We start from the raw sequence: 19,594 nt of genomic DNA, 5'->3' as shown, positions 1-19,594 counted from the left end.
GCCTTTCACTCGGGTCTGATCCGGGCCCGCAGGCCCGGCGCGGACCCCACCGGCCCCGCGTCTCAGTCGACGTTACCACCCGCCGGCCCGTCGGCGCCACTGTCCGGCGTCACGTCGAGAACCTGCGCCCGCGAGGTGATCGACACCGGCCCCGGCTTGCAGTCCGACATGCAGGGATCGGCATCGGCCTTGTAATGGGCCTCCGACGCGCGGTCGTCGGGGATGAAGGCACCAGCATTCGGCATCTCGATAGAGGTGAAGTTCTTGTCGGACAGTTCGAACTCTTCGTCGGTCACCACATCGTTCAGATAGAGGACATAGGCCGTCAGCGCGTAGACGTCGTCGTCGCTGAGCGACCGCGCATTGCCGAAGGGCATGGCCCGCCGGATGTAGTCATAGGCGGTCGACAGATGCGGCCAATAGGAGCCGACGGTCTTTTCGGGCCGTTCGCGGGTGAGCGTGTCCCGCCCGCCGGCGAGCACCGGCCAGCGGCCCCTGCCCTCGCCGAAATCGCCGTGGCAGGAGGCGCATTGCTCGGTGAAGATCACCTCGCCGTCCGCGACCGTACCGCTGCCGACCGGCAGTCCCTTGCCGTCCGGCCGGATGTCGATGTCCCAGGCGGCGACTTCCGCGTCCGTCGCGGCGCGGCCGATACGCATCGGGCCCGTGGACGATTCGCTATGCTGCGTTGGCGCGGTCGCCGACGCGGCGCTGCCGTGCGGTGATGCCTGCGCCACCGCGTCCGGCTCCGGCTCCGCTTCGGCTTCGGGCTGGGCGGGAGCATCCTCGGCAGGGGCCGGTGCCGCCTCGGCGGCCTGTTCAGCCGAGAAGGTCGCGAGATAGGCCAGGAGATCGGTGACCTCCTTGTCCTTCTTCAGGCCGGGAAACGCCATCTTATTGCCCGGCAGCATACCGCGCGGATCAGCGAGATAGGCCGCCAGCGTCTCGTCGTTCCAGACGAGCCCTTCCGCCCCGGCGGTCTTCACGACCGGCGAGTAATTGTAGTTGTCGAGGCCACCGGCGGCGCGACCGTAGAGGTCGTTCAGATGCGGGCCGATCTTGTTCTTCGCCCCCTCGCCGACATCGTGGCAGGCGCGGCAGCGGTTGAAGACCTTCTTGCCGGCCGTGGCATCCCCCTCCTGCGCCAGCACGGGCGCGGCGGACAGGCCGGTCAGGATCAGGGCAACGGCGAGGATCGTCTCAGGACACTTCGACATTCTCGAGCCCTCCCTCGGCGTTCAGGTGCCAGGTCTGGATGCCGTTGTTGTGGTAGATCGAGTTCTCGCCCCGCGCGGCCCGCAGCGCGGACTTCGTCGGCTGGACGAAGCCCTCCTCGTCCATGGCACGGGACTGCAGCAGCAGTTCGGAGCCGTCCCAGTCGAAATCGTAGTAGAAACGGTGCAGCGCCATCGGCAGGCTCGGCCCGTCGATCCGCGCCGCATGCCAGTTGCGGCCGCCGTCGAGGGACACGTCCACCCGCTTGATCCGGCCATTTCCCGACCAGGCGAGCCCGGTCAGCACGGTGCGGCCGCGGCCATGGGTGATCGGCGCCTGGGGGCTCGGATTGGTGATGACCGACTTCACCTCCATGCCCCAGGTGAATTTGCGCGCCGTGCCGTTCGCCAGGAGATCGGTGTATTTGGAGGTTTCCTCGCGCTGCTCCCAGGGCTGGTCGCCGACTTCCAGCCGGCGCAGCCACTTGACCCACATATTGCCTTCCCAGCCGGGAACGACGAGCCGCACCGGGTAGCCCTGTTCGGGCCGCAGCGCTTCGCCATTCATCTTCCAGGCGACGAGGCAGTCGTCGAGAGCCTTCTCCATCGGGATCGAACGGGTCATCGCCGCGGCGTCGGCGCCCTCGGCAAGCAGCCATTTGCCGGCGGTCTTCACTCCGGCCTCCTCCAGCAGGTAGCGGAGCGGCGTGCCGGTATACATGACGCAATGGACCATGCCGTGGGTGAACTGACAGCCATTGAGCTGGGCACCGCGCCATTCCATGCCGCTATTGGCGGCGCATTCGAGGAAGTAGACGCGGTTCTCGCGGGGGAAGCGCTTGAGATCCTCCATGGTGAAGACCAGCGGACGATCGACGAGGCCGTTGATCATCAGGCGATGCTCGTCCGGCGGCACCTCGGCGATCCCGGCATGGTGGCGCTCGAAGCAGAGGCCGTTCGGGGTGATGATCCCCTCCAGCTCGTGCAGCGGCGTGAAACTCACCGAACTCGTCGCATCGGCCGTCAGCCAGGAGACGTCACGGCGCACCACATGGGCCTCGAAGGGCGACGGCGTGCCGTAGGGCCGCGCCACCACGCCTTCGCCGAGATAGCGATTCCAGTCCTGGATTTCGGTGATCGCCGGATCCCCGCCGGCCGGGGCGGCGGCTGCGCTTCGCAGGCCCGCCAGCCCCGCGGCCGCGGTTCCGCCGATCGCAAGACCACGCTTCAGGAGGTTGCGGCGGGAGAGGCCGCGTTCGCTCGTTCCGGGTCCGTCGCTCATCCGCATTCCTCCCGACATATAAATATATGATATTTTGCATATATCATGCGGCAAGGCGCCTGTCGAGGCGCGGCTGTCAGCCCCGCACGGTCACGCTGCGGTTTTCGCTCGGCGAAATCTCGGGGTGGCCCTTCAGATAGCTCTCCACCAGATCCCAGATCGCCGGTCCCTCGGTGCCTTCGTTCACCGACGCCCAGCCCGCCACGACATAGTCGCGCCCGGCTTCGATCGGCTCCTGCGTGGCGAGGATGGTCATGTCGGAGATCCGCGATCCGATCTCCTTCGTCGGATCGATGCCGTAGCCGAGACCGCCGACACGGACCATGTCGCCGCCCTGCTGGTAGTAGGGATCGACGTTGAAGAGATTGTCGGCGACATCCTCCAGCACCGCCTTCAGCGTCTCGCCGCTCATCATGTTGCGGTAGACCTCCGGATAGGTCATGGCGCAGACGGTGTGCAGATCCTCGACGGTGATGTCGCTGCCGGCGGGGACGGACGTGCCCCATCTGAAGCCCGGCGACAGCGCGATCTCGGCGTCGCGCTCGGCCAGAAGCGCGTCGCAGATGACGTCGTCCCAGGTGCCGTTGAAATTGCCGCGCCGATACAGAAGCCCGTCGGTGTGGCCGATGACCCGCTGGAGCTCGTCCGCATAGGGCGCGCGGACCTCGTCGATGACGGCGGCCATCTCCGCATCCGGGGTGATCACGTCGGAGAAGACCGGGATCAGCCGGTAGCGGAAATCCTTCAGGCGTCCGTCGGCGATGTCGAGATCGAGGCGGCTGAGGAACTTGCCGTTCGAGCCCGAGGCGATCAGCAGCGTGTTGCCGACCTGCACCGGCTCGGGCAGCGCGTCGTGGGTGTGGCCGGTCAGGATGATGTCGATGCCGTCGACGCGCGAGGCGAGCTTGCGGTCGACGTCGAAGCCGTTGTGGGACAGGAGCACGACGAGATCGGCCCCGGCCGCCCTCGCCTCTTCCACATGGGCGGCGATCTGTTCGTCGCGAATGCCGAAGGACCATCCGGGGATCAGCCATGACGGGTTGGCGATCGGCGTATAGGGGAAGGCCTGGCCGATCACCGCGACCTTGGAGCCGCCGCGCTCGAACATCTTCCATGCCTCGAAGGCCGGCTCGTCCCATTCGCGGTCGAAGATGTTGGAGCCGAGGAACGGGAACGGCAGAGCGGCGATCGCCTCTTCCACCCGCTCGGTGCCATAGGTGAATTCCCAATGGCCGGTCATGGCGTCGGGCGCGATGACGTTCATGGCCGTGATCATGTCGGCGCCGGCGGTCTTGTTGGCCGTGTAGCTGCCCTGCCAGGTGTCGCCGCCATCCAGGAGCAGCACGTTGTCGTCGCCGCGCTCGGCCCGCGCCCGACGGACGATGGTCGCGATCCGGTCGAGACCGCCCATCCGGCCGTAGCGCGAGGCCAGCGCCGAGAAGTCCTCGGAGGTCAGCGCATAGGCGTCCGGCGATCCCGGCGCGATGTCGTAGAGCTTCAGGAAGTCCGCGCCGCTGACATGGGGCGGCAGCCCTGCGACCTCGCCGATGCCGATATTGACGGCGGGCTCGCGAAAGAAGACCGGCTTGAGCTGGGCGTGGATGTCGGTGACGTGGAGCAGCGTCAGATTGCCGAAATCGGGCGCGCCGAGCAGGGCATCCTCGCTCAGCGCCTGCTGGGCGGCAGCGCGGGACCAGCGTCCCGACAGACCGGAACCGGTGAGCGCCGCCAGCGCGACGGTCGCGGTCAGAAACTCACGTCTGGAGAACATGGCTCACCCCCGGTCCGGATCGCATGGGCGGGCCGGACTTGATTCCGTATCGAATTGTCAGATGCGCGAGGGGCGACCGCAGTCGCCCTCGCCGCGACTGGCTACTGGCGAACGGCCGGCGTCTCGACCGACAGGCCGCCACCGCGCCAAGCGGTGTAGACTTCCAGCGCCATCAGCTCGTCGGAGAAGGCCTTCGGGAACTCGGCCCGGGTGTCGCGAATGCAGCCGCGAAAGCGGTTGTGCAGCGACACGAGATTGGCCTGCTTCAGACGATAGGTCGGGAAGCCGTTGGTGTTGCCCTGGCTGAGGTGGTCGGCGCGGATATAGCGACCGTTATTGTCCTCGTGGCAGGAGGCGCAGGACAGGTTGAGCTGGCCGGTGCGCAGGTAATAGCGCTCCTTGCCCCGCTCCCACCAGCTCATCATCTCGCCGGCGGCCAGATCCACCTCGACGGGCGTTCCCAGTGACTGGTGCTTGATGAAGGCGGTCAGGTCCTTCTGGTCCTGGGCGTCGAACTTGTAGGGCTCGGCCTGCATATGTTCGGTCCGGCAGGCATCGATCTGCAATTCGACGTTGATCGGCCTGCTGTTCGCCGCGTCCCATTTGGGATAGCTGGCGCCAACGCCGGCCATGCTCTCCGAGGCGTCCTCGTGGCAGGTGGCGCAGGACTTGCCGGCGGCGCCCTCGACCGTGTTCCAGATATCCTCGCCACGCTCGACATTCAGCATGCCGGGATTCTCGAAGCTGTCGGACTCGACCTGACGCGTCTCGGCCTCGCGGTAGAGCCAGCCGGAGCGCACTTCGTCGAAGGGATGTCCTTCAGGCTCGCTCGGCGCGGGCGCGACGGTGATCATCTCCTGGCCGTCAATGGACAGGCCCTCGTCGACCGGGTCGGCGAGAGCACTGGAAACGAGCGCGAGACTTCCCAGGCAGGACACACTCAACAGGGCGATAACAGTCTTCTTCACGCAATTTCCTCCCATTTCGAGGCTCGGCGCCGGACCGACCGATACCGCTCCCCCGTCCGGCGTCTACTTGACCTCGATGGTCTGTTCGTCGGTGTAGGTCTCACCGTTGTCGTCCACCCAAGTGAACTTGAACGTCCCGCTTTCGGGCACCTTGGCGGTGAACTCGAAATAGGGGTTGGCCGACACGGCCGGCTCGATATCGCACTCGAACACCTTGGTTCCGTTGAACTCGCAGGTGAACTTGTTGATGATCTGCCGCGGGATCGGATTGCCGTCCTTGTCCTTGCGCTGGCCGGATTCCATCTCGTGGCTGATCAGGGTCTTGATGGTGATGACTTCCCCGGCGCTGGCGCTCTTGGGAACCTTCACTCTCGGCTTCGGCGTTGCCATGTCTCGTTCTCCTGGGGTGACCATCCGCCTAAGCGGGCCGGGTCACGCATCGATCCTCGTGGGTGAAGCGGTCGCCTCGGCGTCAGCCGCCGCAGCCGCCGATCGTCACCTTGACTTCCTTGCGATCCGAATAGGTCGAACCATCGCTCATCTTCGCGACGGCGATGACGTTCTGGGTCTTGGCCAGCCGGATGCGCGTCGTCGCGGCGGCGGCGCCGCTCATCGGCGTGAAGTGGAAGGTCGCGACCTCGGGATTGGGATTGCCCTCGGCGAAGATCGTGACCGATTCCACGTAGCTGTCGTCGGTCATCGGGCTCTCGACATCGACGGAGATCGGCACGGTGTTGCCGTTCTCGGCGATCTCGGGCGCCGTCAGGGTGATCTTGCCGCTCTCCGGCGTCTTGCCGCCGGTGAAGTCCGACAGCGCCTTTTCGGTCGCCTCGACCGTGGCAAAGGCCCGGCCCGGCGCGAAGGCGAACATGCCCGCCGTGGCCGCTCCGGCGGACAGGGCGAAAAGCTTGCGTCTCGTCACGTACATGGAATGTCCTTCCTATTCGCCCTTGAGCGTCGCCAGATAGGCGACGACGTCTTCGACCTGCTGGGCCGAAAGGATCGTCTTGCCCTGAAATTTCTCGGCCACGTCCACGCCGACATCCAGCGTGTAGAAGCCCGGCATGATGGTCTGCTCGCCGAAGATTTCCTTGGCGTTCGCGACGATCGCGCGGATCTGGCCCGGCTCCCATCGTTCGGCGACGCCATCGAGCGCCGGTCCGACATTACCGTGGAAGAGCTCGCTTTCGAGGTCCTGCACCATGTGGCAGGCAAGGCAGTTGCCGAGCCCGCGATTGGCGAAGACCTTGCGCCCCTCGACCGGGTCGCCCGGCTGACCGGTCAGCGAATCCGCCACCGCCATGTCCGCGAAGGACACATCGGCCGGGGCGGTTTCTGCAGCGAGTGCCAGCGGCGTCAGGGCCACGGACAATGCAAGGCTCAGCGCGAACGAACGCATCATGGACAAGGCTTCCTCCCGAATGTCGGCTTTGGGTAGCCGATCTGCTTCGATCCTGTCGACCCAGTAAAGCAGGACGGCGACATCAATTCAAGTATTGTTATTTTCGAATGTATTGTAGCAGTGCAATAATCTTGCTGCACTGCAGCAAGTCATTCGGTCGTTTCCATCGCCCCGCCGTCGGCCGCCAGCTTGCGCGCATGGTATTTCTGGAAGTGCTCGTCGCCCTCATAGCCCTTCTTGCGAACCCACTGGAACATATGCAGGAACGTCGACTTGCCGAAGGCGCCGGGCATGGTCGCGACAGCCGCCTCCCCGACGGTTCCGTCCTCCGGGGCAATTTCCGGCATGAACAGGATGGTCGGGGTGAAGACGACGCTCCAGCGGCGGGCCGCGGTCTTCTCCGACAGCAACGATCCGTCCAGATCGGTGACCTCCTCGTCGCCGAACATGTTGTACTGCACCACGTTGAAATTCGCCGTGATGTAGTCGCGCACCTGCGGATCGGACAGCACCTCCTCGTGCATCTTGCGGCAGTAGATGCAGCCGCGCTGCTCGAAGACGATGGCGAGGCGCTTGCCCTCCTCGCGGGCGGTCTCGATGTCCTCGGCGACGTCCCGGAACGACAGCGAGAACCAGGGCTGCTTGTGCAGGCCATCGTCGCCGATCTCGGCGGCGTGAGACAGCGTCATCGCGGCCAGAAACGCCACCAGCGACAGCATGAAGATCCGTGCCATATCGTCCTCCTCGACGTGCGATCATCCTTGGCGAGACCGACTGGAGGCCCCGCCTGCCCTGCATGCGCCCGCCGCCCCGGAGCGGCCGGCTTCCTTCTAGCCGATCGTCGCGAAGACCGGAAAGGTCTCGAGCAGCCAGTAGGAGATGGTGGCCATCTGTCCGGTGACGAACAGGATACCGGTGAACACCAGCGCGCCGCCCATGATCTTCTCGACCGTCGCCATGTGCCGGCGCATCCGTGCCGCGAAGGCCAGGAACCTTGTGGCGAAGGCGGCGGCCAGCAGGAACGGCACGCCGATCCCGATGGAATAGGTGGCCAGCAGCCCGGCGCCGCGCAAGGCGGTGTCCTGCGACCCGGCGACGAACAGGATTGCCGCCAGCACCGGCCCGACGCAAGGCGTCCAGCCGAAGGCGAAGGCGAGGCCGATGACATAGGCGCCGAGCGGCCCGGCGGGCTTCTGGGCGACGTTCACCCGCGCCTCGCGGTAGAGCAGCGACAGCCGGAAGACGCCGAGAAAGTGCAGGCCCATGATGATGATGATAATGCCGGCAACGACCGACAGGACATCGAACCATTGGGCGATCACCTGCCCGACCAGGCTCGCCGTGGCGCCGAGCGCGACGAAGACCGTGGTGAAACCGGCCACGAAGGCCAGCGAGGCCAGCATGATCTGCCGCGCCACGGCCGGTTCGGTGCCGCGTTCGCGAACCTGGTCGAAGCTCAGCCCGGCCAGATAGGCGAGATAGGGCGGAACGATCGGCAACACGCAGGGCGAGACGAAGCTGAGAAGCCCCGCCAGCAGTGCGGCGCCATAGCCGACATCGAGCATTTGGACGTTTCCGATTGCGAACTTATCTGAGGCCAGCAACGGTCGCCGGCTTGCTCCGGCGGGATCCGGCCATTAGATAGAAGAATGCATATGTTATCATCTATTGCAATTCCACTGACCGGGCGCCCGCGCCGCCCCGTTGGGCGATTCGGACGGTCGATCGTGGCCGCGGTCTTCGCATGGACGCTGCTGGGTGTGACCGCAAGCCCGTCCCTTGCCGCCGAACTCCTAATGCTGGAGCGGCCCGGCTGCATCTGGTGCGCGCGCTTCGACGCCGAGATCGCGCCGGCCTATCCGAAGACCGAGGCCGGCCGCACCGCGCCGCTGCGCCGGGTCGATGTCAGCGAGCCGTGGCCGGACGATCTGCAGCATATTGCACCGGAGCGGGTGACACCGACCTTCATTCTGGTCGACAATGACCGGGAGATCGCGCGGCTGCGCGGCTATCCCGGGGAAGACTTCTTCTGGGGCCTTCTCGACGACATGCTGGCCGACCTGCCGGCCAGGACCGCGGCTTCGCACGCACCGACCCGACCGAGCGAGTGACTTGAGCAATCTGACCAACTGGGCCGTTCCCAAATTCGATCCCTCGACCTCTCCGGAGGAGACCGAGGCGTTCTTCGCCCAGGCCCGAAAGGCGAGCGATCTCCTGAAGGCGATGTCGCACGAAACGCGGCTCGTCATCCTGTGCCTGTTGTCGGAGAAAGAGCGCTCCGTCGGCGACATCGAGTCGATCCTGTCGATGCCCCAGGCGGCGGTGTCGCAGCAGCTCGCCCGGCTGCGCTTCGACCGGCTGGTCAAGACGCGGCGCGAGGGGCGCACGGTCTATTACAGCCTCGCCAGCGAGGAGGTCACGTCGCTGATCGGGACGCTGTACGAATTGTTCTGCGCGCCCGTCAGAGGCGCGCCGGACGCGCCGCGCTGAGCGTCTTCGGCGGGTGAGTAGCCCGCCGGGTACGACGGCGATCGGCTTGTAAGCGCTGCGGGCCGGGCATAGGCTCGCAGATGGATGCGCCCCTCGGGCGCTCGGGAGGCACCGACATGCTGGTGGAAAGCGGCCTTGCGCTGCCGCTGGCGGGACTGCTCGCCGGCACGGCGATGGGCTATGTCGCCCGCAGACATCATTTCTGCACCCTCTCGGCGCTGGAACGACGCTGGTACGCCGGCGACGACAACGGCCTGCGCGCCTGGGGCCTCGCCATTCTCGTCGCTATCCTGCTCACCCAGCTTCTCGTCCTTGCCGGGCAGTTCACCCCGGAGCAGAGCTTCTATCTCACCCCCGCCTTCGGCTGGACCGGGGCGATCCTCGGCGGCCTCGCCTTCGGTGTCGGCATGGCACTGGTCGGCACCTGCGGCTTCGGCGCGCTGGTGCGGCTGGGTGGCGGCTCGCTGCGCGGGCTGGTGGTCATCATCGTTCTCGGCCTGTCGGCTCTCGCCGCCCAGCGCGGCATTCTGGCGCTCGGCCGCGTCGCCCTCGTCGATTCGCAGGCCTACGACCTGACCCGGCTCGGGGCGCCCGACCAGACGCTCGGCGCCGTCGCCAGCGCGCTTGCCGGCCGCGACCTCAGATGGCTGATGAGCCTCGTCGTCCTCGCGGCGCTCGGCACCTGGGTCTTCCGCTCCGCCAGTTTCCGCGCCGACCGCGGCAAGCTCCTCGCCGGCATCGTCATCGGCGCGGCCGTGGCCTTCGGCTGGCTGGCGACGACGCATGTCGCCGGCCTCTCCTTCGCGCCGGTGCAGGTGGAAAGCGCCTCCTTCGTGGTACCGCCCGGCGACCTGATCTTGCAGATCGTCGCCTATACCGGCGTCCTCCCCGATTACGGCGTCGGGCTCGTCCTCGGCGTGGTCATCGGCGCGGCGCTTGCCGCCTGGCGTCGCGGCGATGTGCGCTGGGAAGCCTGCGACGACGCCCGCGAGCTGTCGCGGCACCTCGTCGGCGCCATGCTGATGGGGGTGGGCGGCGTGTTCTCGCTGGGCTGCACGATCGGCCAGGGCATCTCGGCCGCCTCGTTGCTCACCATCTCGGCGCCGATCGTGCTGATCTCGATCGCCATCGGCGCGCGGCTGGGCCTCGCCTATATTCTCGAAGGCTCGATCCGCCACGCCTTCCGCGGCATCGAGCGGCGGCCGGCCGAATAGCTCACGCTTCCGGCACGAAGCGATAGGCGTTTCCGTCCGCCTCGACACGGCCCAGCCCGCCCTGCGGCAGGTGGAAGCCGACGAAGCGCAGCCTGTCGGCCGCCAGGCGGTCGAGCAGACGGCGGCGGGTCGCCGCGCCCATCTCGGGGTCCTGGTCGGCGCCCCATGGCAGATCCGGCCGTGCGAAAGAGACCGGGTCGTTGGAGATGGCGTCGCCGACCACCATCGCCGGCGCATCGAGGCCGTGCAGCACGAAGGCGCAATGGCCCGGCGTGTGCCCGAACGCCGCCATCGCCTCGACGCCGGCAACGGGCTCGGAACCGGCGTCGAACAGCGTGGTCCTCTCTTCGATGGCATCGAAGCGGCTGCGCGCCCCGACCACGAAGCTCTGCCGCTCCTCCGGCAATCCGGTCAGCGCCGCCTCGGAGCGCCAGAAATCCCACTCGGTGCGACAGACGTGAAAGGCCGCCCCGGGAAAGGCGACCTCGTCGAAATCGTCGAGGACGCCCCAGATGTGATCGGGATGGGCGTGGGTGAAGATGACGTCGGTGATCGCGCCGGGGTCGATGCCCGCCGCGTCGAGACTGTCCGGCAGGCGGCCGGCGCTCGGCATGAAGTTCGGGCCGGAGCCGGCATCGAACAGGACCAGACGCTCGCCGCTGCGGTAAAGGGTCAGATTGCAGGGCGGCGTCAGCACCGCCCCCTCGCCCGTCGCCGGAAGACCGAGTTGCCCGCGATCCTCGTCCGGCAGGCGGGACAGGAGAAACGACGCCGGCAGTTCCAGATGACCGTCGCTGAGTGTCGCCAGCGGATCGGCCGGCGATGCCGCGCGGACCGTACCCCCGGCCGCGATCGCGCCGGCCAGGGCGGCCCCGCCAACCATCAGATTGCGTCGCGTGATCATGGCATCCTCCCGTCAAACCCGTTGGCCGCATTCATACATGCGCTTTTCACGATGTATAGGCGTCGAGAGAGGGCCGAGCCCGCGTGCGTTGCCCTGGCCGTCGCGGGGCAAAGGCGCGAAACGCCTGCGCCGGCAGCTTCCGCGCACGCCGCAGAACAGCGACTGAACGTCTGAGAGAATGATCGGGAAATCGTGCGCTCGACGAAGACTAACACCGTCTTCGGAGAAGTGCTGGTCGGAGTGGCAGGATTCGAACCTGCGACCCCCTCGTCCCGAACGAGGTGCGCTACCAGGCTGCGCTACACTCCGTGACCTGCGCCGCGGTGTATAGCGACGGTGTCCTTCGCCTGCAAGCGCAGATCACGCATTCTGTCGTGCAAATTTCGCATTTTCCGCCGGCGGTGCCGGCAAGGTGATCGCGGCTTCCCGGTCGGGCCCCGGACGGCTCAGGTTCCGGCCTCGTTCCGGCTGCATTCGGCGCAGCGGCCGTTGATCTCGATCGAGGTGCGCACCGGCCGGAACCCTTCCGATTCCGCCCAGCCCTGCAGCCTCTCGCAGATCACATCGTCGGAGAATTCCCAGACGCGGGCGCAGGATTCGCAGATGCCAAAGGCGATCATGGCGCTGCCGTGATGTTCGCCCGGATGGGTGCAGGCGACGAAAGCCTTGCGGCTGTCGATCCGGTGGATCAGGCCGCAATCGATCAGCTTGTCGAGGGCGCGATAGACCTGCAGCGGCGCGCGAAACCCCTCGTCGCGCAGACGATCGAGGATGGTGTAGGCGCTCAGCGGTTCGTCCGCCCCGTCGAGCGTGTCGAAGACGAGGCTCTGGTTGCGGGTGAGATTCGGTCGGGCGCTCATCGCGATGCCTCCGCGGCCGGGTCGCGCGCTGCGCCGCGCAGCGGCCAAGGCAGCAGGCTGACAAGGAACAGGACGAGCGCGGCGACGACGATGGACGGGCCCGACGGCGTGTCGAAATGCAGCGAGCCGAAGAGGCCGCCCGCCGCCGCCGCCGCGCCGATTCCGGCGGCCAGCAGCGCCATCAGCTCCGGCGTCGCGGCGAAGCGCCGGGCGGTGGCGGCGGGGATGATCAGCAGCGAGGTGATCAGCAGGATGCCGACGATCTTCATGGCGATGGCGATGACCAGCGCCATCAGCAGCATGAACAGGAAGCGGGTCCGCTCGGGCGAAAGGCCCTCGGCCTCGGCGAGCTCCGAACTGACCGTCGACGCCAGCAGCGGGCGCCACAGGAACAGCATGCTGACGAGAATCACCACCCCACCGAGATAGATCGCCAGGAGATCGACGCGGGAGACGGCAAGAATGTCGCCGAAGAGGAAGCCCATCAAATCGATCCGCACCCAGGTCATGAAGGCGATCAGCACCAGTCCGAGGGCGAGCGTGGAATGGGACAGGATGCCCAGCAGCGCATCGGTGGAGAGCCCGCCACGCCGCTGCAGGAGGACCAGCGCGGCGGCGACGATCGCGGCGACGCCGAAAACGCCCAGCATCAGGTCGATCTCGAAGGCAGTGGAGAGGGCGACGCCGAGCAGCGCCGAATGGGCCATGGTGTCGCCGAAATAGGCCATGCGCCGCCAGACGACGAAGCAGCCGAGCGGGCCCGCGACCAGCGCGATGCCGATGCCGGCGAGCACCGCGCGGACGAAGAAATCATCGAGCATCGACGGGCTCCTTGCTAGTCGTGCCCGCGTTCTCGGCTTCGGCCGGTGACGCGTGCGGCCCGTGGTGATGATGGTCATGGCCGGCGTGGTGATCGTGCGCGCCACGGTGCCCGGTGACGGGGGTGCATTCGTCGCCGATGGTGCCGTCGGCGAAGCGCACCCGCCCGTCGGGCAGATGGGCATGATCGTGATGATGGGCGTAGATCGCCAGCGTCTCGGCGGCGCGGGGTCCGAACATGCGCTGATAGGCCGGCGAGGACGCGACCGACTGGGGCGAGCCCTGGCAGCAGACATGGCCGTTGAGGCAGACCACCGTGTCGGTCTTGGCCATCACCACGTGCAGGTCGTGGGAGACCAGCAGGATGCCGCAGCCCTCGCTGTCCCGGATGTCGGAGATCAAATCGTAGAGTGCCACCTCGCCGGAAAAGTCGACGCCCTGCACCGGTTCGTCGAGGACCAGGAGATCGGGCTTGCGCAGCATGGCGCGGGCCAGCAGCGCCCGCTGGAACTCGCCACCGGACAGGTGATGCACTTCCGAGCGTGCCAGATGCCCGATGCCGACGCGCGCCAGCGCCGCCTCGACGGCGGACCGCGTGGCCGGTTTGGTCAGGGTCATCAGCCGTTCGACGCTCAGCGGCAGGGTCCAGTCGATGGACAGCTTCTGGGGGACATAGCCGATGGTCAGCTTCGCGGCGCGGCGCACCGTGCCCTCGTCCGGGGTCAGCACGCCGATGGCGCTGCGGGCCGTCGTCGACTTGCCGGAGCCGTTCGGCCCGATCAGCGTGACGATCTCGCCGCGCCGCAAGGTCAGGTCGATGCCGCGCACCAGCCAGCGGCCGGACCGGCGCACGCCGACCCCCCGCATTTCAACCAGGGCGTTCGGTTCCGTCGGAGGCTGGTGGCGCATGCGATACCTGCGAATGAGGGCTTGTCGGGCGATATGGCAGACGTTATAGCATTACGCAAGCCAGACGTTATGACATAACATATCGCTCCGTTTTGACACTGGAAGGTTCTCCCATGCGCATGCTTCGCCTCCTGCTTCTCGCCAGCGCCACGTCGCTGGCCTCCTTCGCGCCGGCACAGGCCGAGGCGCCCAAGGTCATTGCGTCGATCAAGCCGGTCCATTCGCTCGTCTCGTCGGTCATGGCGGGCGTCGGCGAGCCGACGCTGCTGGTCGCGGGTTCGGCGTCGCCGCATACCTACGCCATGAAGCCGTCGGATGCCGCAGCCCTGCAGGACGCCGACATCGTCTTCTGGGTCGGCGATGCGCTGGAGACGTTCCTCGTCAAGCCGATCGGAACGATGGCGAGCGACGCCACCAGCGTTGAACTGGTCGACACGCCGGGCCTGGAAACACTGCCCTTCCGCGAGGGCGGTCCGTTCGAGGAGCATGAGGATGAGGGAGACGACAAGGCCGGGCATGAGGGCCGTGAGCATGGCGAGACCGGCCATGAAGACCATGCGCAGGCCGACGGCGACCACAAGGACGGAGGGCACGCCGGGGAAGTGGATGCTCATGCCGGTCACGAGGGCGACCATCGCGCGGATGCGCATGACCACGGTCATGGCGAGCTGGACATGCATGTCTGGCTCGACCCGCTGAATGCTCGCGCCATGACCGCGCATATTGCCAGCGTCCTGGCGGATGCCGACCCCGAGAACGCCGCCACGTACCAGGAAAATGCCAAAGAGCTCGACGCGCGGCTGGCAGGGCTGATCGCCGAGATCGACGGGCAGCTCGCCGAGGTCCGCGGCACGCCCTTTATCGTCTTCCACGACGCCTACCAGTATTTCGAGCACCGCTTCGACGTGAAGGCGGCGGGCTCGATCACCGTCAGCCCCGATCGGCTTCCGGGCGCCCAGCGGATCGCCGAGATCCAGGCGAAGGTGCGCGACAGCCGCGCTGCCTGCGTCTTCGCCGAACCCCAGTTCGAGCCGCAGCTCGTCGACGTGGCGATCGAGGGATCGGCGGCGCGTTCCGGCGTGCTCGACCCGGAAGGCGCAGACATCCCCGAGGGGCCGGAGCTGTATTTCACCCTGATCGGCAATCTGGTCGGCTCGCTGCGGAGTTGCCTCGCGGGCGAATAGACCGACCAATCCGCGGCCGCGCCACGAGGCGGCCGCAGACCGGACGTCGTCAGCCGGCGAAGGCGGCAGCCCGCTTGTCGAAAAAGGCGCCGACGCCCTCACGGGCATCGGCCGTCTCCCAGGTGTCGGCCAGCCGGCGGGCGGTCTCCTGCAGCGTCGCATCGTCGATGACCGGACCCAGCGACCGGGCCAGGGCCTTCGACGCCGCCACCGCGGCGGGCGAGCAGGCGAGATAGGGCGTCACTTCGGCTGCAATCGCGGTATCCAGCTCGTCCGCCGGAACCGCCTTTGCCAGCAGCCCGAGATCGACAGCCTCGGCCGCGCCGAACAGCCGGGCCGACATGAAGACCCGGCGGGCCCGGCCCTCGCCCATGCGGACCAGGACGTAGGGCGAGATCGTCGCCGGGATCAGGCCGAGCTTCGCCTCGGTGAAGGCAAAGCGCGCCGCGTCGCTGGCGATGGCGACGTCGCAGACCGAGATCAGCCCGAGACCCCCGCCGAAGGCCTGGCCGTTGATCCGGCCGATAAGGGGTTTGGGCAATTCGTTCAGCGCCCTGAGCATGCCGGCGAGTTTCATCGCCTCGGCGATGCGGTCCTCGCGGGTGGCGGCGAACTGGGCCTTCATCCAGTTCAGATCGGCGCCGGCCGAAAAGCTGCGCCCTTCGCCGGTCAGGACGACCACCCGCACCGCCGGATCACCCCCGAGCTGGCGCGCCGCCGCGTGCAATTCGCCGATCATCGCCGCATCCATGGCGTTGTGGCGCTCGGACCGCGTCAGGGTGAGCGTCGCGACGCCCCTCTCGTCGGTGTCGATGCGGATCGTGTCGGTCATGGTGTCTCCCCGACCCTGCCGGCCGTCATGCGATCAGGCGTCCGCGGGCTCGGCCGGCCGCAGCGTGCGGGCGAAGGCGGCGGCCTCTGCCAGCGCGGCGGGGTCCAGCCCGGTTTCGAAGCCGCGCTCCCGCAGCAGCGCGTCGACCTTCAGCGTGTCGACATTGCCCTTGGCGCCGGGCGCATAGGGACAGCCGCCCAGTCCGCCGACGGCGGCATCGAAGGTTCGCAGGCCGAATTCCAGGCTGGCGGCGATGTTATCGAGCGCCCGGTTGGTGGTGTCGTGGTAGTGCCCGGCGATCCGCCCGGCCGGCGCGACGTCCAGCACCGCCGTCAGCATCGCGGCGATGGTCTCGGGCGTGCCATGGCCGATCGTGTCGCCGAGCGAGACCTCGTAGCAACCCATGGCGAGCAGCGCCTCGGTAACGGCGGCCACTGCGCCCGGTGCAACCGGTCCCTCATAGGGGCAGTCGGTGACACAGGAGACATAGCCGCGCACCGGTACCCCCGCGGCCCTCGCCGCCTCCGCCACCGGGCGGAACCGTTCGAGGCTCTCGGCGATCGAACAATTGATGTTCTTGCGGCTGAAGCTCTCCGAGGCCGCACCGAAGATCGCCACTTCGTCGGCTTTCGCCGCGCGCGCCGCCTCGAAGCCGCGCAGGTTGGGCGTGAGCGCCGTATAGGCGATGCCCGGCCGCCGGGCGATGCCGGCCAGCACGCTTGCTGCATCGGCCAGTTGCGGCACCCATTTCGGCGAAACGAAGCTGGTCACCTCGATCTTGGCGAAACCGCAGGCGGACAGGAGGTCGACGAGCCGGATCTTGTCGTCCGTGGCGATCAGGCGCTTTTCGTTCTGCAGCCCGTCGCGCGGGCTCATCTCGAAGAGGGTGATGTCGGTCATGACGGCTCAAAATAGCGTTCGCGCGTATAGATGCGATGGGCCGCATCCGGGGCCGGCAGCGCGGCACGGAAGGCCGGCCGCTCGGACAAACGCGCATAATAGGCCGCGACCTGCGGAAACGCGGCGAGGTCGGTGAACAGCCGCGCGATGTGGATGCTGTAGCCGACCCCGACATCCACCGCCGAGAAGCCGGACGCCAGCAGGTGGTCGCGGCCCTCCAGCCGGTCCGCGACAACGCCGAGCGCCTTTTCCAGACGCCGCGTCTCCAGCTTGACGAGGGTCGGCGATTGCAACGCCGGATCGGTGATAACGAGGATCTGCTGGGTCAGGCTCGCCACATGCACCGAGACGGTCTCGGCATAATGCAGCCATTGCAGCCATTCGGCCCGTTCCGGCGTGCCGGGCGCCCGCCAAAGGCCGGAGTCGCGGCCATGGGTCTCACAGAGATATTCGGCGATGGCGCCGCTTTCGAACAAAGTCACCGGCCCGTCGATCAGAGCCGGCACCCGGCCCAAAGGATGGACCGCAAGGTAGGCGGGATCGCGCAACTCGCGGCCGAAAGGATGGACGATCACGTCCGCGTCCAGCCCCAGCTCGTGGATCAGCCAGAGCGAGCGCATCGAGCGCGCCTCGTGGCAATGGTGGAGGGTGAGGGTCATCCGGCCTCCGGTTCCAGCGCCAGAAGCAGCGCGCCATCCTCGACCTGATCGCCCTCGGCCACCAGCAGTTCGGCGACCTTGCCGTCGCGCGGGCTCTTCAGCGTGTGCTCCATCTTCATGGCCTCGAGCACGATCAGCGCCTCGCCCTTCGTCACCATGGCGCCGGCCTTCACGGCCACCAGCTTGACCAGACCCGGCATCGGGGCGGCGACGCGGTCGCCGCCGGCGCCCTCGTCGGCATGGGCCATGGCGCTGTAATCGGCGAAACGATGGGCCGCCCCGTTGAGGAAGACGGTCAATGCGTCGGGCTCACGGGAAATTGCGGCGCCGAAGACGCGGCCATCGGCCTCGATGCGGATCGTGTCGCCGCCGGGAGATTCGGCCAGCACCAGCTCCAAAGCCTCCCCCTCGGCTGCGACCGAGAAGCGACCCCTGCCGAGATCGGAGACGATGAGGTCACGGCGGGTGTTCCCCTCGCCTTCGAAGCGCGCGGCCTGCCGGGCAACGCCCCAGGCGCGAAAGCCGCGCAGGCGTGCCCAGGGATCGGCGTCCCGATCGCCTGACTCGTCGCCGGCTGCCGGGACATGGCCGAGCTGCGCCAGCGCGGCGATTGCCGCGGCTTCGGTGGAGCGGCCTTCCGGCGCGGTCAGCGCCTCCTGGTCGCGGCCGATCAGGCCGGTGTCGACGTCGCCGGCGGCGAAACCCGCATGGCTTGCCAGCCGCGACAGGAAGGCGACATTGGTCACCGACCCGGCAATGCGGGTTTCGGCCAGCGCGGCGCGCAGCAGCCCCAGGGCACTGGCGCGGTCGGGCCCGTGGACGATCAACTTGGCGATCATCGGGTCGTAATGCGGAGTGATCCGGTCGCCTTCCCGCACTCCCGTATCGATGCGGGCGCCGGTCGCCGGAAACCGCAGATGGGTCAGCGTGCCGGTCGCCGGCAGGAAGCCGCGCGCCGCATCCTCGGCATAGATCCGCCCCTCGAAGGCGTGGCCGTCGATCGCCAGATCGGACTGGGCGAAGGGCAACGGCTCGCCGGAGGCGACGCGCAATTGCAGCTCGACCAGATCCAGCCCGGTGATCGCCTCGGTGACCGGATGCTCGACCTGCAGGCGGGTGTTCATCTCCATGAACCAGAACCGGTCCGGCCGCAGCCCGTCGGACGCGTCGACAATGAACTCGATCGTGCCGGCGCCGGCATAACCGATCGCCTTGGCCGCCGTGACCGCCGCCTCGCCCATGGCGGCGCGCATCTCGTCCGGCATGCCCGGCGCCGGGGCTTCCTCGATCACCTTCTGGTGGCGCCGCTGCAGCGAACAGTCGCGCTCGAAGAGATGCACCGCGTTTCCGTGGCTGTCGCCAAAGACCTGGATCTCGATATGCCGCGGCTTCTCGACATATTTCTCGATCAGGCAGTGGGGATCGCCGAAGGACGCCTCCCCTTCCCGCCTCGCCCCCTCCAGCGCGGCGCGGAACTCCACCGGATCGTCGACCCGGCGCATGCCCTTGCCGCCGCCGCCGGCGCGCGCCTTGATCAGCACCGGATAGCCGATCCGGTCGGCCTCGCCGGCCAGAAACTCGGGGTCCTGCTCGTCGCCGTGATAGCCGGGCACCACCGGAACGCCGGCCTCGTGCATCAGCCGCTTGGCGGCATCCTTCAGGCCCATAGCCCGGATCGCCGAAGCCGACGGACCGACGAAGATCAGCTCCGCCGCCGTGACGGCGTCGACGAAATCCGGGTTCTCGGACAGGAAACCATAGCCCGGGTGAATGGCGTCCGCGCCGGTGCGGCGGGCGGCTTCGATGATCCGGTCACCGCGCAGATAGCTGTCGGCCACCGCCGCGGGGCCGATCCGCACCGCCTCGTCGGCCATGGCGACATGCATCGCATCGCGATCGGCGTCGGAGAACACAGCGACGGTACGGATGCCAAGCCGCTTCGCCGTGCGGATCACCCGGCAGGCGATTTCACCACGATTGGCGATGAGGAGAGATCGGATTGGTGCAGGCATCATGCGATCTCCGGCAGATTGGACCAGCTATTATTCAGTGCGCGCGCCGCCGCGTCAGCCAAGTTAGCGCCGAATGCCATTTCCACAGAGAGACGATTCCGCCCGGCACCCACACCGAGGCTTTCGAGCATCGTCTCGTCGAGCTGCAGAATGACCGGGTGTTTCATCGTCGCT

General features: G+C 67.5%; 22 protein-coding genes and 1 tRNA gene. 4 read left to right on the top strand and 19 right to left on the bottom strand.

The window, feature by feature from the left end:
- Positions 1-62 precede the first annotated feature (62 nt).
- From J3367_RS16805 to J3367_RS16765, 9 genes are all read right to left on the bottom strand, one after another.
- Positions 63-1,217: a c-type cytochrome gene (locus J3367_RS16805; protein ID WP_024351140.1), complete on the bottom strand. Its 1,155-nt coding sequence runs from the start codon at positions 1,215-1,217 to the stop codon at positions 63-65.
- A complete protein-coding gene (soxC, locus tag J3367_RS16800; protein ID WP_024351139.1) occupies positions 1,201-2,496 on the bottom strand; it encodes a sulfite dehydrogenase in 1,296 nt (431 codons plus the stop codon). Before soxC ends, J3367_RS16805 begins: the two co-directional genes overlap by 17 nt.
- Positions 2,497-2,572: 76 nt before the next feature.
- Complete coding sequence (soxB, locus tag J3367_RS16795) at positions 2,573-4,267, bottom strand: thiosulfohydrolase SoxB (RefSeq protein ID WP_024351138.1); 1,695 nt, start codon at positions 4,265-4,267, stop codon at positions 2,573-2,575.
- Between the two features lie 101 nt (positions 4,268-4,368).
- On the bottom strand, positions 4,369-5,250 hold the full coding sequence (soxA, locus tag J3367_RS16790) for a sulfur oxidation c-type cytochrome SoxA (protein ID WP_029703299.1): 882 nt from the start codon (positions 5,248-5,250) through the stop codon (positions 4,369-4,371).
- 48 nt (positions 5,251-5,298) lie between these two features.
- Positions 5,299-5,625 carry a thiosulfate oxidation carrier complex protein SoxZ gene (gene soxZ, locus J3367_RS16785; protein WP_009209820.1) on the bottom strand — a complete coding sequence of 109 codons (327 nt, stop codon included), beginning with the start codon at positions 5,623-5,625 and terminating at the stop codon, positions 5,299-5,301.
- A gap of 82 nt (positions 5,626-5,707) precedes the next feature.
- Positions 5,708-6,163, bottom strand: coding sequence for a thiosulfate oxidation carrier protein SoxY (gene soxY, locus J3367_RS16780; RefSeq protein ID WP_024351136.1), 456 nt, complete (start codon positions 6,161-6,163; stop codon positions 5,708-5,710).
- A gap of 12 nt (positions 6,164-6,175) precedes the next feature.
- Positions 6,176-6,634 (bottom strand): sulfur oxidation c-type cytochrome SoxX, encoded by a 459-nt coding sequence (gene soxX / locus J3367_RS16775; RefSeq protein ID WP_029703298.1) that lies wholly within the window; start codon positions 6,632-6,634, stop codon positions 6,176-6,178.
- A gap of 152 nt (positions 6,635-6,786) precedes the next feature.
- A complete protein-coding gene (locus J3367_RS16770) occupies positions 6,787-7,371 on the bottom strand; it encodes a thioredoxin family protein (RefSeq protein WP_024351134.1) in 585 nt (194 codons plus the stop codon).
- A gap of 96 nt (positions 7,372-7,467) precedes the next feature.
- Positions 7,468-8,202 (bottom strand): cytochrome c biogenesis CcdA family protein, encoded by a 735-nt coding sequence (locus J3367_RS16765; protein ID WP_024351133.1) that lies wholly within the window; start codon positions 8,200-8,202, stop codon positions 7,468-7,470.
- A gap of 162 nt (positions 8,203-8,364) precedes the next feature.
- On the opposite strand from J3367_RS16765, the gene J3367_RS16760 reads away from it, so the two are divergent.
- The 3 genes from J3367_RS16760 to J3367_RS16750 all read left to right on the top strand — a co-directional run bounded on the left by J3367_RS16760 (position 8,365) and on the right by J3367_RS16750 (position 10,341).
- The gene (locus J3367_RS16760) at positions 8,365-8,748 is read left to right on the top strand and encodes a hypothetical protein (protein WP_024351132.1); all 384 of its coding nucleotides are present in this window, start codon (positions 8,365-8,367) and stop codon (positions 8,746-8,748) included.
- A 1-nt stretch (position 8,749) separates the two neighbouring features.
- A complete protein-coding gene (locus J3367_RS16755; protein WP_024351131.1) occupies positions 8,750-9,127 on the top strand; it encodes an ArsR/SmtB family transcription factor in 378 nt (125 codons plus the stop codon).
- A gap of 80 nt (positions 9,128-9,207) precedes the next feature.
- Complete coding sequence (locus J3367_RS16750) at positions 9,208-10,341, top strand: YeeE/YedE family protein (protein ID WP_029703294.1); 1,134 nt, start codon at positions 9,208-9,210, stop codon at positions 10,339-10,341.
- 1 nt (position 10,342) lies between these two features.
- On the opposite strand, the gene J3367_RS16745 is transcribed toward J3367_RS16750, so the two are convergent.
- The 5 genes from J3367_RS16745 to J3367_RS16725 all read right to left on the bottom strand — a co-directional run bounded on the left by J3367_RS16745 (position 10,343) and on the right by J3367_RS16725 (position 13,833).
- Entirely contained in the window at positions 10,343-11,245 is a 903-nt protein-coding gene (locus tag J3367_RS16745) for an MBL fold metallo-hydrolase (RefSeq protein ID WP_024351129.1), read from the bottom strand.
- A 232-nt stretch (positions 11,246-11,477) separates the two neighbouring features.
- A tRNA-Pro gene (locus tag J3367_RS16740) sits at positions 11,478-11,554 on the bottom strand.
- Positions 11,555-11,691: 137 nt separating this feature from the next.
- Positions 11,692-12,105 (bottom strand): Fur family transcriptional regulator, encoded by a 414-nt coding sequence (locus J3367_RS16735; protein ID WP_024351128.1) that lies wholly within the window; start codon positions 12,103-12,105, stop codon positions 11,692-11,694.
- Positions 12,102-12,926, bottom strand: a complete 825-nt coding sequence (locus tag J3367_RS16730) for a metal ABC transporter permease (RefSeq protein ID WP_024351127.1) — start codon at positions 12,924-12,926, stop codon at positions 12,102-12,104. Before J3367_RS16730 ends, J3367_RS16735 begins: the two co-directional genes overlap by 4 nt.
- On the bottom strand, positions 12,916-13,833 hold the full coding sequence (locus tag J3367_RS16725) for a metal ABC transporter ATP-binding protein (RefSeq protein WP_024351126.1): 918 nt from the start codon (positions 13,831-13,833) through the stop codon (positions 12,916-12,918). Before J3367_RS16725 ends, J3367_RS16730 begins: the two co-directional genes overlap by 11 nt.
- A gap of 113 nt (positions 13,834-13,946) precedes the next feature.
- Between J3367_RS16725 and J3367_RS16720 the strand changes: the two genes are divergently transcribed.
- On the top strand, positions 13,947-15,017 hold the full coding sequence (locus J3367_RS16720; RefSeq protein ID WP_421461815.1) for a zinc ABC transporter substrate-binding protein: 1,071 nt from the start codon (positions 13,947-13,949) through the stop codon (positions 15,015-15,017).
- Between the two features lie 49 nt (positions 15,018-15,066).
- On the opposite strand, the gene J3367_RS16715 is transcribed toward J3367_RS16720, so the two are convergent.
- The 5 genes from J3367_RS16715 to J3367_RS16695 are packed head-to-tail and all read right to left on the bottom strand — an operon-like array spanning position 15,067 to position 19,587.
- On the bottom strand, positions 15,067-15,849 hold the full coding sequence (locus J3367_RS16715) for a crotonase/enoyl-CoA hydratase family protein (RefSeq protein ID WP_024351124.1): 783 nt from the start codon (positions 15,847-15,849) through the stop codon (positions 15,067-15,069).
- Positions 15,850-15,882: 33 nt separating this feature from the next.
- Positions 15,883-16,749 carry a hydroxymethylglutaryl-CoA lyase gene (locus J3367_RS16710; protein ID WP_421461812.1) on the bottom strand — a complete coding sequence of 289 codons (867 nt, stop codon included), beginning with the start codon at positions 16,747-16,749 and terminating at the stop codon, positions 15,883-15,885.
- Positions 16,746-17,408, bottom strand: a complete 663-nt coding sequence (locus tag J3367_RS16705; RefSeq protein ID WP_024351122.1) for a glutathione S-transferase family protein — start codon at positions 17,406-17,408, stop codon at positions 16,746-16,748. Before J3367_RS16705 ends, J3367_RS16710 begins: the two co-directional genes overlap by 4 nt.
- Positions 17,405-19,423 carry an acetyl-CoA carboxylase biotin carboxylase subunit gene (locus tag J3367_RS16700; protein ID WP_202814815.1) on the bottom strand — a complete coding sequence of 673 codons (2,019 nt, stop codon included), beginning with the start codon at positions 19,421-19,423 and terminating at the stop codon, positions 17,405-17,407. Before J3367_RS16700 ends, J3367_RS16705 begins: the two co-directional genes overlap by 4 nt.
- Positions 19,420-19,587: a hypothetical protein gene (locus tag J3367_RS16695; RefSeq protein WP_155898498.1), complete on the bottom strand. Its 168-nt coding sequence runs from the start codon at positions 19,585-19,587 to the stop codon at positions 19,420-19,422. Before J3367_RS16695 ends, J3367_RS16700 begins: the two co-directional genes overlap by 4 nt.
- Positions 19,588-19,594 lie beyond the last annotated feature (7 nt).

The sequence above is a fragment of the Aurantimonas sp. NFXS3 genome (assembly GCF_049132005.1).
GTDB classification, from domain to species: domain Bacteria; phylum Pseudomonadota; class Alphaproteobacteria; order Rhizobiales; family Rhizobiaceae; genus Aurantimonas; species Aurantimonas coralicida.
This window is presented reverse-complemented; position numbering and strand designations above follow the sequence as displayed.

Excerpts from the sequence above, each read along its gene's own strand:
- J3367_RS16735 (WP_024351128.1), bottom strand. The coding sequence starts at position 12,105 with ATGAGCGCCCGACCGAATCTCACCCGCAACCAGAGCCTCGTCTTCGAC.
- soxX (WP_029703298.1), bottom strand. The coding sequence starts at position 6,634 with ATGCGTTCGTTCGCGCTGAGCCTTGCATTGTCCGTGGCCCTGACGCCG.
- J3367_RS16805 (WP_024351140.1), bottom strand. The coding sequence starts at position 1,217 with ATGTCGAAGTGTCCTGAGACGATCCTCGCCGTTGCCCTGATCCTGACC.
- J3367_RS16765 (WP_024351133.1), bottom strand. The coding sequence starts at position 8,202 with ATGCTCGATGTCGGCTATGGCGCCGCACTGCTGGCGGGGCTTCTCAGC.
- J3367_RS16730 (WP_024351127.1), bottom strand. The coding sequence starts at position 12,926 with ATGCTCGATGATTTCTTCGTCCGCGCGGTGCTCGCCGGCATCGGCATC.
- soxC (WP_024351139.1), bottom strand. The coding sequence starts at position 2,496 with ATGAGCGACGGACCCGGAACGAGCGAACGCGGCCTCTCCCGCCGCAAC.
- J3367_RS16745 (WP_024351129.1), bottom strand. The coding sequence starts at position 11,245 with ATGATCACGCGACGCAATCTGATGGTTGGCGGGGCCGCCCTGGCCGGC.
- J3367_RS16695 (WP_155898498.1), bottom strand. The coding sequence starts at position 19,587 with ATGAAACACCCGGTCATTCTGCAGCTCGACGAGACGATGCTCGAAAGC.
- J3367_RS16715 (WP_024351124.1), bottom strand. The coding sequence starts at position 15,849 with ATGACCGACACGATCCGCATCGACACCGACGAGAGGGGCGTCGCGACG.
- J3367_RS16720 (WP_421461815.1), top strand. The coding sequence starts at position 13,947 with ATGCGCATGCTTCGCCTCCTGCTTCTCGCCAGCGCCACGTCGCTGGCC.
- J3367_RS16705 (WP_024351122.1), bottom strand. The coding sequence starts at position 17,408 with ATGACCCTCACCCTCCACCATTGCCACGAGGCGCGCTCGATGCGCTCG.
- soxZ (WP_009209820.1), bottom strand. The coding sequence starts at position 5,625 with ATGGCAACGCCGAAGCCGAGAGTGAAGGTTCCCAAGAGCGCCAGCGCC.
- J3367_RS16750 (WP_029703294.1), top strand. The coding sequence starts at position 9,208 with ATGGATGCGCCCCTCGGGCGCTCGGGAGGCACCGACATGCTGGTGGAA.
- soxA (WP_029703299.1), bottom strand. The coding sequence starts at position 5,250 with ATGGGAGGAAATTGCGTGAAGAAGACTGTTATCGCCCTGTTGAGTGTG.
- soxB (WP_024351138.1), bottom strand. The coding sequence starts at position 4,267 with ATGTTCTCCAGACGTGAGTTTCTGACCGCGACCGTCGCGCTGGCGGCG.
- J3367_RS16710 (WP_421461812.1), bottom strand. The coding sequence starts at position 16,749 with ATGACCGACATCACCCTCTTCGAGATGAGCCCGCGCGACGGGCTGCAG.
- J3367_RS16700 (WP_202814815.1), bottom strand. The coding sequence starts at position 19,423 with ATGATGCCTGCACCAATCCGATCTCTCCTCATCGCCAATCGTGGTGAA.
- J3367_RS16770 (WP_024351134.1), bottom strand. The coding sequence starts at position 7,371 with ATGGCACGGATCTTCATGCTGTCGCTGGTGGCGTTTCTGGCCGCGATG.
- J3367_RS16725 (WP_024351126.1), bottom strand. The coding sequence starts at position 13,833 with ATGCGCCACCAGCCTCCGACGGAACCGAACGCCCTGGTTGAAATGCGG.
- soxY (WP_024351136.1), bottom strand. The coding sequence starts at position 6,163 with ATGTACGTGACGAGACGCAAGCTTTTCGCCCTGTCCGCCGGAGCGGCC.